The following is a 14,263-nucleotide window of genomic DNA, read 5'->3' on the forward strand; positions in this document are numbered from 1 at the left end:
CTGCAGGCTCCGGCCCGCCAGATCGCGGCCAACGCCGGTGCGGAAGCATCGATCGTTGCCGGCAAGATCCTTGAGAACAAGGGCTTGACCTTCGGTTACAACGCCCAGACCGGCGAGTATGGCGACATGATCGCCATGGGCATCGTCGATCCGGTCAAGGTTGTCCGTACGGCTCTCCAGGACGCGGCCTCGGTCGCCGGCCTGCTGGTCACCACCGAAGCCATGATCGCGGAGGCTCCCAAGAAGGAGTCGGCTGGCGGCGGCATGCCTGGCGGCATGGGCGGCGGCGGCATGGGCGGCATGGGCGGCATGGATTTCTAATCCAGCCCCTATCAACCTACAGTGGCAAGGGCGGCAGCAATGCCGCCCTTTCCTTGTGTGCCGAACATGATCGACAACTTGGAGTGCGTCCCGAGGATCTCGTCAGAATTAGGATCTTGTCCGATCGAGCAATTCGCGGGCTCAACCTGGTCAAACCGGCGCCCCCTACGAACTGCCCGATCCTTGAGGATTCCGCTGCGCGACAATCACGATGATTCATTCAGTTGGTAGCTATAGGCGGTGAATCATGAGGGGCATTGAGGAGCGTGGCAAGGCGCCCATCTCGGCATTTAACCCCATCGAGCGTGATATCCGAGACAATTCTCTCATCGGACCGGCGGCTGGCGTTGAAGGACCCGGTGAATCATCCTGTTCTATAGTGGAGCAGACGCGCTCTGAGCCTCAAGATCAAGCGTTTCCTCCTCTGAGTATCCTTGATCTGCCGCTGGACATTCTCGTTGATATTGCTGAGCGGCTCAGCCCGATGGATCTGCTGAGGTGTCGCACACAAATCAAGAGCTGCGTGTCGCCGCGATGATAGTCGCAACGCCTCAAGAAAGGCGGATCCAGGTTCAGGCTCGTCGTCGTGGCCGAGAGGCCTCGTGACGCCGACGACTGCGCTTCGGCCTTGTGGGGCCTCGGAGCGGGCGTGGCAGCGCTTGCACCTGAGCTCCAGCGGCGTCTCATCCTGCTTGAGCCCAGGTCTCAGACCATTGCCCTGGAGGGCCTCGGAGCAGGCGTGGGTGGCCTTTGGCCAACCTCCAGAGTCGCGGACAACGGAAGCGATCGAGTTCCGGTTGCCTTTGCTGTTAGGAGTGATTGATTTCGGTTATTTCGCTGAAACGCTGAAACGCCATATCCAGCTTTTCCAACGGTAAATTGGGCACTGTCCTACTTTATTTCTTGAGAAATCCAACGTTTTTGCCGCGCAGTGACGTTCGGACATAGCAAGGCCTGTCCCATACCTATGAATACGTTTGGCTGAAGCAGACCGATGGCTGCGCGTCGAAGCCGAAGCCGTCGAGTTCGCGGACAAACGGGAACTGCGCGATCTTGCTCGACATGAGCGTGTCGAGCTGGTCGCGGATGGCCGTCAACTTCAGCCGATCCAGGATTGCGATCAGCAGGTCATGATCTAGCGTCGTCATCACCAGCTCCCTCCGACCACCGCTTCGTACTCGGCGAGTGGCCGCAGCAAGGTGGCCGGGGGTGATCTTGATGCGCTCGGCGCGCACCGGCCCTTCGAAGCCGGCAACGCCGACAAAAGGCTCTGTCGCAAACCTGGAAATGGGGGTGTGAACGGCCATTTCGGCCTGTCCGTCAGGCAGCGAGGATATCGAAACAGCGATCGACAGACTTGTAGTCATACCTCGCCTGTCGCTTGCCAATCATGTGGATCATCTCGATGCCGGAGAGGATAACCACGGCGCTCGCCTGCGACTTGAAGCCGATGGATCGAATGCGGCGCTTGATACGCAGTCTGTTCTTTCAATTTAGACCAACTATGCGGATGCCGCCTCAGTCAATTCAAGAAGGTAACCAATGCCGCGCACGGTCGTGATCCGTGGCGTTGCACCTGACCTACTCAGGTGTCCACGTAAGCGATAGATTCCGACTTCAAGCGCGTTGGCAGATACCTCGTCGTTGAACGAATAGAGGTGATCTTCCAACTGCGCACGAGGCACGATGCGGCCTGCACGGATAAGCAGATGCTCTAAGATACATAGTTCGCGGCGTGCGATCTTCAGAGGATGACCCGAGACGGAAACCTGTCGGCCGATCGGATCGAAATTGAGATTGCCAAATACAACGATGGGGTCGGTCACCTGTGTCGACCGGCGCAGAATGGCTCTCATTCTGGCGATGAGCTCATCGAAAGAGACGGGCTTGAGCAGAAAGTCGTCCGCGCCACCGTTGAAAATCGCAATTCGCTTCTCGAGATCGTTGATGCTACTCATAATGAGGGTCGGAACTGAATGCCCGTCGCTCCTTAGTTGTCTCAGCCAGCCCAAGCCATCGCCATCTGGCAGAGCCAACTCCAGCAGGAGAATTTCATAGGTTGCGCAACAGAATGCCCTCGACGCCTGTTCCAGGTTGCCAACTACATCAACGGCAAAACCGCTATCCCCGAGCGCAGCTCGCACGGCGCGCGTAAGATCCACGTGATGATCAATGAGCAGCGTTCGCATTTCACGTCCTATCAAGGTAGGACAGGTCACCGTCCGCTGTAAGACCGGGGCGACAGCAGAAGTCGCGCAACTCTTCGTAGTCTTCGTAACGCTCTTTCCGATGGGTGATCGCGGGAGAATGCAAGCCGCACGCCTGCAATAGTCGGGGATGGAACACGTGAAGACCTGTTGACGGGCTGAAACCGTCGGTCGGCCAGCCCACAATGCCACCGACTCTGCCTGCGATTTCTCTGCGCATCGATCCTCCTATATGGGTTGCGTCGCAAACTCCAGCTGAGGTCGCAAGGGCAGGTTGCGGCTTTGTTCATTGAGAGGACCCCCTAGAGGCAACACCGGGAGGATTCCCTGTATAGCACTTCCCGATTTACCAACCGGTCATTCCGAACCACGTTCGGCGGCTTTGAAGACGCTCATTGAGCGCGGCTAGGTAAATCAAGGGTACGACCTGCCGGGTGTCGATGCCGCTTTTGAAGCAGACATCGGCACTAGCTCGCTGAGCGTCGCCCGCGCAATTCAGCGGACGCGCTCGATACACCCAGTCGAATCGTGCCGCAGCTTGCCGCGCCGACAGGGCGGCCGAAGAGTTCAGGCTTGTGACCGAAGGGCTACGCCCAGTCGTCCTCCCATAATCAACCTCGGTCAAATCAAAGTGACGTTGAATCTGAACAAGTTGCGCCATCATATCAAAAACGACTTACCGATCCCCGACGTGCTCTAGCCTTAGTGCTTGTTAAGAAGATCGGCTACTGTCTCTCCGCGTCGCCGGGCATCGGCGGCGAGCCACACCTCCCCCACCTCATACACGTCGCCGTGGGTACGGAACGGCACAATGACGTCAATGGCAGCCGACAGCAGATCAAGAAGCGTGTGGTCTTCCACAGCAGCTCCTTGCGGGCTGCTCTTGACGAGTGAAAAGAGCTTTTTAAAGCCTTGGACCGGATCCGCCCCATGAATCGTCGATATTGATCCCGCATGGCCGGAGACGACTTCGCTAAGGTAGGCCCAAGCAGCATCATCGCGCATCTCGCCAAGCAATATTCGATCAGGGCGCATGCGCAAGCTGGCTTGCAACAGTTGCTCGGCTGTCACCGCACCTACGCCTGCTCGGTCCTTCGGATAGAGTAACCGGACATGATTCTCGTGCGGGATTGCAAGTTCGAGCGTGTCCTCGATACTTATGAGCCTCTCTTGCGGGGGTATAGCGTTGATCAAAGTCTTGCTCATTGTCGTTTTGCCGCTACCAGTAGGTCCGCAAAGCAGCATCGTGAGCCGCCCGCAAACGCACGCTCGCAAAAATTGCTCCAAGTCACCATGGTCGTAGTGCTGAAGAATCGTTTCGTCCTGCCGCTCTTGGCGCTCCTTTCGCGACCGCCATTGATTCCAACGCGAGTATTCGTAGCGAGAAGAAACTTCCTTGAGTTCGGTCACACGACTTGAGGGACGCCGTATCGTCAGGCTTATTGTTCCTGAGGGAACAGCGGGCGGCAAACAGATCTGCAGCCGCTCTCCGTTCGGCAGCTCAGTAGCACAGAGGGGGCTTTGCGGTCCGACATCTTGCTTGCGCAGCGCTCCAGCGAGGATCGCGATGTCCTCCAGATCGTCATAAGATAGCGGTAGCGGATGTTTGGTGAAAACGCCGGCCTGTCGGACAAAGGCTTCCCCAGGCCGGTTGATAGCGACCTCTTCGGTCCTTGGCTCCTCAAGCCATTTCAGAACAGGGTTGAGAAGCAAACGCAATTGAGGGTCAGCCTCCGGTCGCATTGTTGTCTCTCCGGCGTTGGCGATGTTGGGGGGGGGCTGGCGCCACGGCGGTCGCTCTAAGATCGTATACATCTGAGAAATCGAGGTCCCGAGCCACAAAGATGGATACAGCATCTCCCTGGTTTTTCTTCAGAGTTGGCGGAACGTTGATCGTTGCTCTAAGGGTCGTCTCAACGGCTTGTCCGGCGTTGCTCTGGAAGCTGTTGATACCGCTTCCTCCACCTGAGCTGCCAGCGTATTGACCGGCGGCCTGAAACGCGCCTTGAATGACGCTCATGAGCATTGCTCCGCCAAAGCGCTGCCAGAAGTGATTATCCACCGTGCCAGGCATTCCGGAGCGGCCGAGCTCGTCAGCGCCCGGCGATGCTAGCGAAACGAGGGCATGGTCAGGCGTTTCGATGCGCGTCCACAGCACGAAGACACGCGCATCCCCCTGTTGGAGACCACGCTGGATCTCGCCAATCACGGTCGTCCCGCGATCCAAAAGCACCACGTTGTTGGTGGCGCCGCGGACGTCTTTAGGTAAGACGCACTTCACATAACCCGGTAAATTTGTGTCGACTGCCGTTTGCAAAATGCAGGGGATGATCGTTCCTTGAGTAATCACGAGATCAGGGTGCGGCAAAAGTGTGGCCCGGCTTGGCTCCTGTATATCTGGCTTCAATCGCGCCGACAGATCGCCAGCGTCTGAAATCTCATCCGAGGTCACGGGAGCATCCCTATGGTTGTCTTCGCTCCGCTGACCGTCGTTGGGCATTTTACTGCTGCCACTGTAGGCGAAAATTGGTGTTTCCTCCGGCGGCGGATCAGCTGAAGTCGGCGTGGATGGCGCAGGATCTCCTGCCTGCGCCGCCTGTACGGCTGCTGGAACTTCGGGAGCAATCTCAATCGGCACGGGGCGGAATGGTTCGGCGTCGGCGACAATTGGAGGTTTTGGCTGAGTTGGTTCGTCTTGTGTGCTGGTACGACCTCCGAGCCAGATGAGTGATAGAGATGAGATGAGAACAAGAGCAGCGACGGCCAACTTCTGCAATCCCGAAACATGCCGGCGGGCCGGCTCCGAGACCATCGATCCGGAGGCATGGACATCATGTCCCGACTGTGGGCCGGTTTCATTCATCGGCCGAGCCTTTCAAAACGCGCCACACGTCGGGTGTCACTGTACCGGTCCCTGGCGCTCGTCCCACAGGGTCATAAGCCCTGTTGAAAATGGACAAGACCGTATTGCCATCTCTCAGACGCCATTCCCGGGCGACTGCGGATACTTCAACATAGTCCCCTTTGACCGTGTAATTGGCAGCGGCTTCCTTGCCGTCGGGATTGATAATGTAGAGGGAGGGTATGCGGGAATTGCTTGCGAAGCCAAATACGGTGGTAAAGCCATTATCGAAAACTTGCAGCGGCGACAGCGATCGATCACCCTTTGCGACGTAGTGAAAATTGCTTTCGTCCGGACTGGTAGTTGCGGCGGGCCGATTCAACAAATCCTGAACTCTCTCGTCGCGCAGCACTTTCGCCCGGGCCTGACCAAGAATCGAGCGCCTTTCTGCGTCCTTTCTCCGAGCAGCAGCCTCATCAGCAGGATAGGTGAACTGCACACTGTAGTATAGGTCAGGTTGCTGCTCATCGAGTTTTGGCATCGCTCTCGTTGAAATACTGAAGACGTATCTCCGTGTACCGGACTCACTCTCGGCCAGCACGATGACCGGCTGCGGCGGGAGCATCCGGCTAGCCTTAAAAAAGAGATAGTTGGCGCGCGGGAGCGCAGCCAGGTCTTTGCTATTGGAAACGGCCACGGCTGCGACTGTCTCGTTGGCCGCGAATGTGACAACCAGCGTTGCCCCCACTGCGGTAGACAGGCGCACCACTTCGTCAGGACGGTAAGCCAGGTAGCGCATGCGCGCATCATGCTTGCCGGCAAGTGGTGTGTCTTCCGCGGACGCTTCCATCGTTAAGAAGAGTGAACAGACCAGCGCGAGAAACGCTCTTTTTGTCATGGCTGCACATAGCCCAGGTTCGATACGCTATCTTCCGAGCTTTGATAGGAAGTGATGAGTAGACCTCCCGGATTGGTGAGCCTCGATTGCCCAGGCAGACCCGTCAAGCGCTCGTAGCGGATGGTAGCTGTCCAGGTGGTCACTATCGGCATCTGCCCATCGACAACAAGCGTACGTTTGTAACGGATCTGTTGAACGTCCGGACTGATGTCGTTTGAAGAAATATGCCCGACCTCGAGCTTGCCGCGCTTGCCGACCGTGACTTGCGGCGAGGTGGGATTCGGATAGTTGAAGAAATCTTGATATTGCTGTCGCACAGCCGGCGCGCTGAAACTGGATACGAGGTCATAGGCGTATTGGGCCGTATCTGCTGTGTACCCCTCGCGCAGGCGTACATATTCCCACAGCGAAGCATTTATGACGGCTCGGTCTTGGGTTGCCGGCAGTCGAGACACTGACACTTCGCTGTCGACGGTCCCATCCGGCCGGACCCAGAGGAACACAGGTACGAGCTTGGCCAACGGGACCATGGCAGCGATGGTAAATGCCTGGGCAACATTTCCTAGGACCGCCGCTGCGGCAAAGGCGATCAGGGCCTTTGACAGGCGCCGCGCAGACTTCGCTCGTGACGTTTGAAACGCTTCCACCTTCTTATAGTGGGCGGCTAGCGTTTCTCTCTCCACCAGAAGGGCATGTTCAGGAAATTTCACTTTGGCTCTTCCGCGCATTCGACCTGAAGATCCTCAGGGGTGGTTTCCCATTGTCCCACGTTCAGTTGGAATGGGGCACCCGCGCACGTCGCAAGCCCATGGCTCGTCTTGCAGGCGGCCAAAGCGAGGATTGACAGAAGTAGGCAATATTTCATGTTTTTGGCACCGAGCTTGTCGATTGATTAACCACCCGCCGTTTTGGCAAAGTGGCGATTGAGGCTGTTAAGAGGTCGGTTCGCACCTCCCCAAGAGCCGCCGGCGATGCTGCTGGCGATCGTCGGAAGCGCGACGATCAGAGCGTCACCAGCTAGGAAAAGCATGTCGAGCTCGTAAAGCCCGATGATCTTGGCTGCTGTCGTGCCCGAGAATTTGATCATCAAAAGCATGGCTGCCAGCGAGACTGCTTCGGCAGCGATTACTATCGTTGCAACGATGTTGAGGAGGAGAAGCAGCAGCCCGTACGAGAGCAGTTGGCCGATCCATCTGGTGGCTATGTCTCGAGTGTGATCAAAAAGGTAGCCTACAAGGACCAGGGGGCCGATCGTCAAGAGCACCTTCGTCAGAATTCCAACGGCATCGTAGATCTCGAACGCTGTCCACAGCGCGCCGTAGAAAATCCATTGCGCTCCCTCGAAAGCAAGTATGTCCTGGCCGTTCATAGGCCCAATTTCGGAAGCAATCAGCTGAAAGACATACTGGCTTGAAGCAAACATGAGATCGAGCTTCTGGGGGATTCCGATGAAGGGCAAGTCGCTGCCACTGATGTCGTGAGCCAACCTCGGAATCGTTTCGTCGAAAAGCGCTTCAATGTACTGCTGATAGTTGGCCTGCCCTAAGATAAGGGCGACGACAATCGACACCATGATTACGCGCGAGATACCCCCGCGCGCATCGACTTGACCACGCATGACCAGACAGCCTTGGATTATTATCCAGAGCGTGACACACGCAACCAGAGGCGCACTGACCGCCGCTTGGACGTTTTCAAGCACTTTGTGCAGCCCGGACGTGAAGGCCCCATGAAAGATCGTGTGTATAGTCGTGAATGGCGCGGGAATTTTGAAATTCATGGCGTGAGCCTGATGTGTCCCTGATCAGCGCAGCTGAGCCTGATGAACTCAGCGTTCACGGGAGGAGGTCAAAAATGCGAGCGGTGTCCCGATGTTCGCGACGCTGCGTGGCGGCCTCCTCAGCGGCGTGAAGGCTCCCTTGTGCAGTGGCCATAGTCAGCAGACTCGTGGCCTGGGCATTTTGGATCATCGCATCGTGAATCTGCTTGAGGACCAGACCGTTGGTCACGGTGGCCTGCATAATATTTCCCGAGCGGGAAAGCTGACCAAGCGTGCCGGCGTTATCCTTAAGGCGCTTGTCCATCATGCCCAAAGTGTCGGCTGCAATAGCTGCGGCATTGGCGGCCCCAGCGATTTGTCCCTTTAACAGTTTCGCTTCTGAATCGTCGCCCGTGACTATCCGATTTGGGTCCTCCGCAATGTTACGGGCGATAATCGAAGCTGGCGCCCGAGCATCAAACATCTGCTCCTCCAGCTTATTGCTCGACGGGTAATGATTTCCTTGGTTCAGTGAGCTTAGCACTCCCGTGACAGCGAATGACGAGGTTAGCATTGTCACCATTTCGATCGTCGTAGCGAGCGTCTCGATTGACCTCTCAAGGATCGCCGCATTGGAAATCGCTGTTAAGGTCGATTGTGTTTCTGTTACAGGGTCGGTGACGATCCATTGCGACCGGGCCTGTCCGTGAAGCAGAAGGGAAGCAGCAAGGGTCGTTACTGCAAGTTTGGCAAGTTTCATGAATATTCCTCCGTCAGTCTTGAACTTCATGGTACCGGGCCATGAACTTGTCGAGCCACCCACTTGGGGCGTCTCCGTGCTGGTTGCGAAGCTGGTCGGCAAAGCGCACTGTGTTGGCCCGCCCCGAGAGTACGGCTACGTACTCGCGCATCTGCCCAAGATCGAATTCGCAAACAATACTCCCGCTATCGCGCTTGAGCAAAAACTTGCGGCTGCCGATTGCCATTCCCTGGCGGATTGCCTCGAACTCCTGCGCAGTGCACTTCAAGCCATCGACATACGCAGAGCGGTCCGCCGTCGGTGATGGGTAGAAAATTTTCGTCATACATTGCGCAACGAGACTAGCTCCGAGAGGCGATTCCAGAACGTGTTCAGGCTGCTGCGTTGCGAGTATCAACATGCCGTTGTTTTTGCGGACCGTGAGCAAGAACTTGTCGATAACGGCCGAGAATTGGGGGTTGAGTAGATAGAATCGAAATTCGTCGCAGCTCATCACGAACCGACGACCATCGACGATAGCGCCCACTCGATGCAGAAGGTATGCGGCGGCCGGTGCACAGACCTCCTCATATTCCAGGAGCTGCGTCATGTCGAAGCCCGTAATGGAGGCATCCAGCCTTACTTCGTCCACGTCGCCGTCAAAGGCCCATCCAAGCGCCCCCCCTCTACACCACCGCTGCAGCCGTGCTCCTGCGCCCTCGGAGGGGCTGTGCAATAGGAACTCGCGCAGGCCCGCAAGTGAGCGCATAGGGGGTTCGAACGAAAGCTGACGAACAATGCCGCGTTCCAGCCGACGGCTTTCCTCCGGCGAGATCGGACCACGGCCGTCACTCTCGATCAGGGCCATCAACCACTCGCGCAGAAAGTCCCGAGAGGCGGAGGTGTTGTCCAGTCCACGCAGAGGGGCCAAGCCGCTCGGAGCGCCTCTGCGCAACGCAAGATATGTCCCTCCCGTGGCTCGCACCAGCAGTTCACCACCCCGATCCTTGTCGAAGAAGACGATCGCACCATTGCGATCGACCAAGCTTTGCTCAAGCATCGCGAGGACAAAGGTCATCAGCGTCGTCTTGCCTTTGCCAACGGGCCCGAATATTGCCGTCATGCCGACGTCATTCTCATGGGGGATGTAGTCGAAAGAAGTTCCACCGTTTGTGCGAAAGCGCGCAACAGCATTGCCCCAGTGGCCGGAACTGGAACCGCTTGGGAAGTTCTCAAATGAGACGAGCCCGGCAAAATTGTGTGAGGTGATCGCCCCCGGGCGCGTGCGCCACCTGTTGTTCCCCGGAAGTTGGGACCAATATGCGGCCTCCATGCCGATGCCCTCTTGGACGATAACGGCGCCCGCGTCGGCCAGCCGTGCGCGGGCACTTGCTGCGCGATCTGCAAGGCTATTGAGGCTGTCGGCATAGACGCACAGGCTCAGATGATGCGAACCCATCACGAATTCGTTGCTTGCCAGTGCGTCCTCTGCCTCGGCAAGTTCATTGATCTGGGTGAGAGCCTTGTCGCCGGCACTCGTCATCTGGCTGGACTTAAGGCTTAGTTTGGCATGAGCTTGCGGGCGAGTGAGGAAGGAAAAGCTCTGGCTCAGGACAAGCGGGAAGTTGGCGGACAGCAAGGAATTTAGCATGCCCGGCCGCGTCGTCGCCGGATATTCACGGAACGAAAACAATGATCCGACGGAGCTATCCCCGGGCCTTCGAATCTCAAGCGCCCGCTTCCCGCAGATGACCTGGTCAGTGTAGATCGAGGCGCCAAGTGAGCCGGTAACCATCGGAACCGGAAGAAACCGGCAAGTCATCATGAGCCGAAGCGCCTCGCCGATTTCCGTGAAGAGCACGTTGCCTTTCTCACGAATACCCAACCGGCGCAGACCGTAACCGCCGAGTGCGCCAGCAATGATGTGCCAGAGGTCTTCCAGGCTCCGCATTTGGGTGGCTAGATCGTGCTCATTCCGTCTGCGGGACTTGGCAATCCGCAAGCCGATCTTGCCGATTGCGGTGCGGGGGGACACGATCAAAGTGAGGAAGTGATCGTTGCGAAAGAGCTTTCCCGACAGCACACGACGCTCGTAGGCCTCGCTCAGACTGCCAGCGAATGCACTTTGAAACCGGCGCGGCGCCGGCGCCGGCACATCGTTGTGTCTCACAAGATGAGCGTATATCGAGACATTGTCATCGGCGATGTTGCGCAAGAGAGTGTTGAACGCGCGGCAGCGCGAGTTGCGCATCTCAGCGTCTTCCAAATCAAAGGGCACACCGTTCACATGTGCCATGGCCATGATCGATCCGTCTTCCAGAAGGACAACCTGATCGCTTACGTGACCAACATACGGAAGGTAGATCTCGCCAGACCTCTCGGTCCGGCCGCTGGCGCCGAACATTACACCATTCCTCTTCCGCGTTTCGGCACTCTGATCGGATTGGCGCTGACGCTTGCGCCTCCCCAGACCGGCCCGTCCACGCTTCTGCCGGCCGTCTGCAAATAGAGCAGCACGACGCTTGCCGCGTTATAGTCACGCTCAACAACCAGCCGTGCTCCGAACCAGAGTGGCGCGAGAACGATTTCGTAGAGCGGGTTCTGAAGGATAATGATAACAAGCCCAGCCAACATCATGAGCAATCCGGCCAGCGTCAGCGGCACCCCCAGAAACAGTGCGGGGCGCGTCGCCGCCACATAGAGGGTGCTCACTTCCAACCGGTCGCTCATCAGCCACCGCCTATGAGCGCCTTGCCCAGGAAGCTGGCCCCGAACATGATGACGATCCCTCCAACGACACCCGCAACCAGGCCAAGTGAAGCACGACCGAACATCCAAGAGATACCGATGGCTACGAGCCCGAGCACGGCCAGTGATTGTCCAAAGGGGCCAAGTATGAACGTGCAGATATTCTGGACCATCTTGGCAGGATCCGTCCCTCCGGTCACCTGAGCCGCGGCTGGCCCGCTGTAGAAGACCGTCCACGCCGCGCCTGCAGCAGCGGCCGGTACATATTCAGCCGCCATGCGCAGCATGGAAAAAGGCGAAGGAACACGCGTTTTAAGCGCACGAAGTATCTTGAGTGGCGTCATCATTGCATCTCCATGTTTCAATCGAATACGAGTTTGTTCGGGTTCGAGGGTTCCCGTGCTTTCGCAGCCTGGCTGCCTGTCGGATCGGAGGGATCGGCCCCGGAGCGGTCTGGCTGATACGAGCCCCAGATGTCCCAAGAATCTTGGTTGGGCTGCTTCTTTCTATTGGCCTGTTGGCTCTGCTGGAGCAGAGGCGGCACGGCTTTCCGACCGGGTGCCTCAAGGTGCGGCACATCTCGAGCAGTCGGCTCCAGCGTTCTCTCAAGGAGACTTGAGATGTCCTTTGCGGCCGACTCGACCTTGCGTACATAACCGTTGGCGAAGCCATGCGTGACGTCGCCCGTGTTATAGGCCGAGATGGCACGGCGAAGCGCCAGTTGCTGTGCCACAGCAGTGGTGCCGCCGGCATACCGGCTTTCAAGCAGGTGGGCGGCAGCCGAAAGCGAGGCGCAGGGCTCGAAAGCCCTTTCCGGCGTGAGATTGAGCACGGCAAAGTTCTTGCTGTTTATCTGCATCAATCCAACATCGACAGAATGTTGTGCTTCGAGGCGTTCCTTGATGCCCCGCGTGGCTTCCAGGTGGTCTATCCAGCGAAGCTGCTCACCTGTGGTGTTGTCATGAGCCACCAGCGTTTCAAAGCCACTTTCAATCTTGGCAATCGCGGCGAGGGTGGACGGCGCAACCCAGGGGGCGCATTTGCGCGACAGGCTGCGGAACTCACGCGGAGAAAGTGGCGCGGGCTCGGCTGGGAGTGACATGGATGTCATCAGGACGATGGCCAGCGGCCAAGCTGCAATAAACATTCCCTATCACCTACCTTTCCAAGCCGCCGGACGGGTTCTGGCCCTGTCCGGCACGCGCTTATCGGGGAGGTTTGTTACTGTGTGATGTTCAAGTTCAGCTTTTCGGTTTCAATTGAAGCAAAGACGGTTCGTATCAGCGTGGGTGAGCATCTTGCGCATGCGTGGGTGGCGCGGGCCCGATCAGCCAGCGACATCCGGAGCATCTTGGTACAATGACTCCTGTACAGGATTGCTCGTCCCGGCCGTCCGTTGCTCCTGGAGTGTGGGCCGCGACTTTGGCGTCATGGATGGTACTTCTGTCAGCGCCAAGCCAAGGACAAAATGGGGAGCTTGGCGGGCTTGTTCAGGCTCGGGATCACCGTGGGGAATCGACTAAGGCGATAAAGCGGCCCAACTTTGCCGGTATGCTGCCGGTCCTTAAAGAGCAGCCATGCGCGGCCCTGCACACTCAGATCATTGCTTGAGACGCGAGCTCGTCCGCGAAGCTGGCTCGAAGGCGCAAATCCGCGGCGGCGAGGGTCAACTGGGAAGACGTGGCGGCGCAGCCCATCCTGGTGCGAGCCTCGTTCAGCTGTTCGGCCGCCGCCGCCAAAGGGTGGATCATGCACAGTCCCATCGGCAGATAACCGCACGTCATTGACGGAGTCCGACGGCGCAATGGACAAGCATAGTGACACGCTCAAGATGGAGGAGTTGCAGTAACTGAGAAATGTTAGCCCGGACGTTCACCGCAACCGGCGACCTGCCGGTCGCCGAACAGCTTTTGAGGCCGCCGGCGGCCTTGGACGAAGCCGGCTTGGCAGGAGACACACTATTTTGCACAAGGCCGCTGCAGCGAATCACGGTCTTCTTCCGCCGACCGCCTCTCCGATCAAGCCAAACGCCGCGCTGCTCAACCATGTCCGAGCTGGATCCACGAGCCGGAGGATATCGAGATGATCCAGGTCCGCAAACTCCAGGATGACCAGGATGCAAGGGCATAGCAGGAAACTTGGCATCCATGAGGTCGAACTTGAGTGATATTGGCAGGCCTGCACCAACGGGGGAGCTCGAAGCGAAAAAGCGAAGGACCACACGGCAGGGTCATGTCGGCGCTTGGACCTGTCTGGTGGCCACGGGCTGCCTTGGTGCGGTCAATTCGCTGGGGATGAAAAGAACAGGACGAGCACGGCCTCACATTGGCCGCACGCAACGGCGAGTGTATCAAGGAGCAGCTGTTCTGGGTCGGTGCCCCAGGGTTGCTCGGCAACAGGTTTAGACAAGGGGATTCAAGATTGAAGGTGTGCCGTTGAAACATGTTCTTGTCATTGACGATGATGCCGCAATGCGGCGCCTCATCGCCGAGTATCTCACGATGCATGCCCTGAAGGTAACCGCAGTCCACGATAGCAAGCAGTTTGACTATGTTCTTTCACGTGAGCCAGTCGATCTCGTGGTTGTTGACCTTAACCTAGGCCGGGAGGATGGACTTGCGATCGTCCGCAATCTGGCGACAAAATCGGATGTCCCTATCATAGTGATCAGCGGCGACCGGCTTGATGAGGCGGAAAAAGTGGTTGCACTGGAGCTCGGCGCAACCGATTTCATTCCCAAGCCTTTCGG

13 protein-coding genes and 3 pseudogenes are annotated in these 14,263 nt (G+C 57.8%); 2 read left to right on the plus strand and 14 right to left on the minus strand.

Features of this window, described 5'->3' with window-relative positions:
* Positions 1-321 (plus strand): TCP-1/cpn60 chaperonin family protein (locus NKJ11_RS33110; protein ID WP_352795144.1); only part of this gene is annotated, 321 nt, incomplete at its 5' end.
* 989 nt (positions 322-1,310) lie between these two features.
* Here the strand turns inward: NKJ11_RS33110 and NKJ11_RS33120 are convergent.
* The 14 genes and pseudogenes from NKJ11_RS33120 to NKJ11_RS33185 all read right to left on the minus strand — a co-directional run.
* A pseudogene (locus NKJ11_RS33120) lies at positions 1,311-1,469 on the minus strand (ATP-binding protein); the annotation flags it as partial.
* 172 nt (positions 1,470-1,641) lie between these two features.
* A pseudogene (locus NKJ11_RS33125) lies at positions 1,642-1,797 on the minus strand (IS6 family transposase); the annotation flags it as partial.
* Between the two features lie 26 nt (positions 1,798-1,823).
* The gene (locus NKJ11_RS33130; RefSeq protein WP_023814396.1) at positions 1,824-2,510 is read right to left on the minus strand and encodes a response regulator; all 687 of its coding nucleotides are present in this window, start codon (positions 2,508-2,510) and stop codon (positions 1,824-1,826) included.
* A 720-nt stretch (positions 2,511-3,230) separates the two neighbouring features.
* Entirely contained in the window at positions 3,231-4,271 is a 1,041-nt protein-coding gene (gene virB11 / locus NKJ11_RS33135; protein ID WP_023737143.1) for a P-type DNA transfer ATPase VirB11, read from the minus strand.
* On the minus strand, positions 4,255-5,391 hold the full coding sequence (virB10, locus tag NKJ11_RS33140; RefSeq protein ID WP_031249470.1) for a type IV secretion system protein VirB10: 1,137 nt from the start codon (positions 5,389-5,391) through the stop codon (positions 4,255-4,257). The genes virB11 and virB10 overlap by 17 nt, the downstream gene beginning before the upstream one ends.
* Entirely contained in the window at positions 5,384-6,268 is an 885-nt protein-coding gene (locus NKJ11_RS33145; protein ID WP_352632542.1) for a TrbG/VirB9 family P-type conjugative transfer protein, read from the minus strand. Before NKJ11_RS33145 ends, virB10 begins: the two co-directional genes overlap by 8 nt.
* Positions 6,265-6,978, minus strand: a complete 714-nt coding sequence (locus tag NKJ11_RS33150) for a type IV secretion system protein VirB8 (protein ID WP_031214019.1) — start codon at positions 6,976-6,978, stop codon at positions 6,265-6,267. The genes NKJ11_RS33145 and NKJ11_RS33150 overlap by 4 nt, the downstream gene beginning before the upstream one ends.
* A complete protein-coding gene (locus tag NKJ11_RS33155; RefSeq protein ID WP_081731114.1) occupies positions 6,975-7,133 on the minus strand; it encodes a type IV secretion system lipoprotein VirB7 in 159 nt (52 codons plus the stop codon). Before NKJ11_RS33155 ends, NKJ11_RS33150 begins: the two co-directional genes overlap by 4 nt.
* A 27-nt stretch (positions 7,134-7,160) precedes the next feature.
* Positions 7,161-8,048: a type IV secretion system protein gene (locus NKJ11_RS33160; protein ID WP_023737139.1), complete on the minus strand. Its 888-nt coding sequence runs from the start codon at positions 8,046-8,048 to the stop codon at positions 7,161-7,163.
* A gap of 55 nt (positions 8,049-8,103) precedes the next feature.
* Positions 8,104-8,787, minus strand: coding sequence for a TrbJ/VirB5 family protein (locus tag NKJ11_RS33165; RefSeq protein WP_023737138.1), 684 nt, complete (start codon positions 8,785-8,787; stop codon positions 8,104-8,106).
* A 13-nt stretch (positions 8,788-8,800) separates the two neighbouring features.
* Positions 8,801-11,170 (minus strand): type IV secretion/conjugal transfer ATPase VirB4, encoded by a 2,370-nt coding sequence (virB4, locus tag NKJ11_RS33170; RefSeq protein ID WP_023737137.1) that lies wholly within the window; start codon positions 11,168-11,170, stop codon positions 8,801-8,803.
* Complete coding sequence (locus NKJ11_RS33175) at positions 11,170-11,496, minus strand: type IV secretion system protein VirB3 (protein ID WP_023679584.1); 327 nt, start codon at positions 11,494-11,496, stop codon at positions 11,170-11,172. Before NKJ11_RS33175 ends, virB4 begins: the two co-directional genes overlap by 1 nt.
* The gene (gene virB2 / locus NKJ11_RS33180; protein ID WP_023673707.1) at positions 11,496-11,801 is read right to left on the minus strand and encodes a pilin major subunit VirB2; all 306 of its coding nucleotides are present in this window, start codon (positions 11,799-11,801) and stop codon (positions 11,496-11,498) included. Before virB2 ends, NKJ11_RS33175 begins: the two co-directional genes overlap by 1 nt.
* A gap of 74 nt (positions 11,802-11,875) precedes the next feature.
* Positions 11,876-12,661 (minus strand): type IV secretion system lytic transglycosylase VirB1, encoded by a 786-nt coding sequence (locus NKJ11_RS33185; RefSeq protein WP_023766572.1) that lies wholly within the window; start codon positions 12,659-12,661, stop codon positions 11,876-11,878.
* Between the two features lie 1,288 nt (positions 12,662-13,949).
* On the opposite strand from NKJ11_RS33185, the pseudogene virG reads away from it, so the two are divergent.
* Positions 13,950-14,263 (plus strand): annotated as a pseudogene (gene virG / locus NKJ11_RS33190) (two-component system response regulator VirG); the annotation flags it as partial.

Source organism: Mesorhizobium sp. M0243, from assembly GCF_040321775.1.
GTDB lineage: Bacteria > Pseudomonadota > Alphaproteobacteria > Rhizobiales > Rhizobiaceae > Mesorhizobium.

Bases quoted from the DNA above. Each gene is read 5' to 3' on its own strand.
- NKJ11_RS33130 (WP_023814396.1), bottom strand. From the start codon at position 2,510: ATGCGAACGCTGCTCATTGATCATCACGTGGATCTTACGCGCGCCGTG.
- virB11 (WP_023737143.1), bottom strand. From the start codon at position 4,271: ATGCGACCGGAGGCTGACCCTCAATTGCGTTTGCTTCTCAACCCTGTT.
- virB10 (WP_031249470.1), bottom strand. From the start codon at position 5,391: ATGAATGAAACCGGCCCACAGTCGGGACATGATGTCCATGCCTCCGGA.
- NKJ11_RS33145 (WP_352632542.1), bottom strand. From the start codon at position 6,268: ATGACAAAAAGAGCGTTTCTCGCGCTGGTCTGTTCACTCTTCTTAACG.
- NKJ11_RS33155 (WP_081731114.1), bottom strand. From the start codon at position 7,133: ATGAAATATTGCCTACTTCTGTCAATCCTCGCTTTGGCCGCCTGCAAG.
- NKJ11_RS33160 (WP_023737139.1), bottom strand. From the start codon at position 8,048: ATGAATTTCAAAATTCCCGCGCCATTCACGACTATACACACGATCTTT.
- NKJ11_RS33165 (WP_023737138.1), bottom strand. From the start codon at position 8,787: ATGAAACTTGCCAAACTTGCAGTAACGACCCTTGCTGCTTCCCTTCTG.
- virB4 (WP_023737137.1), bottom strand. From the start codon at position 11,170: ATGTTCGGCGCCAGCGGCCGGACCGAGAGGTCTGGCGAGATCTACCTT.
- NKJ11_RS33175 (WP_023679584.1), bottom strand. From the start codon at position 11,496: ATGAGCGACCGGTTGGAAGTGAGCACCCTCTATGTGGCGGCGACGCGC.
- virB2 (WP_023673707.1), bottom strand. From the start codon at position 11,801: ATGCTGCGCATGGCGGCTGAATATGTACCGGCCGCTGCTGCAGGCGCG.
- NKJ11_RS33185 (WP_023766572.1), bottom strand. From the start codon at position 12,661: ATGTTTATTGCAGCTTGGCCGCTGGCCATCGTCCTGATGACATCCATG.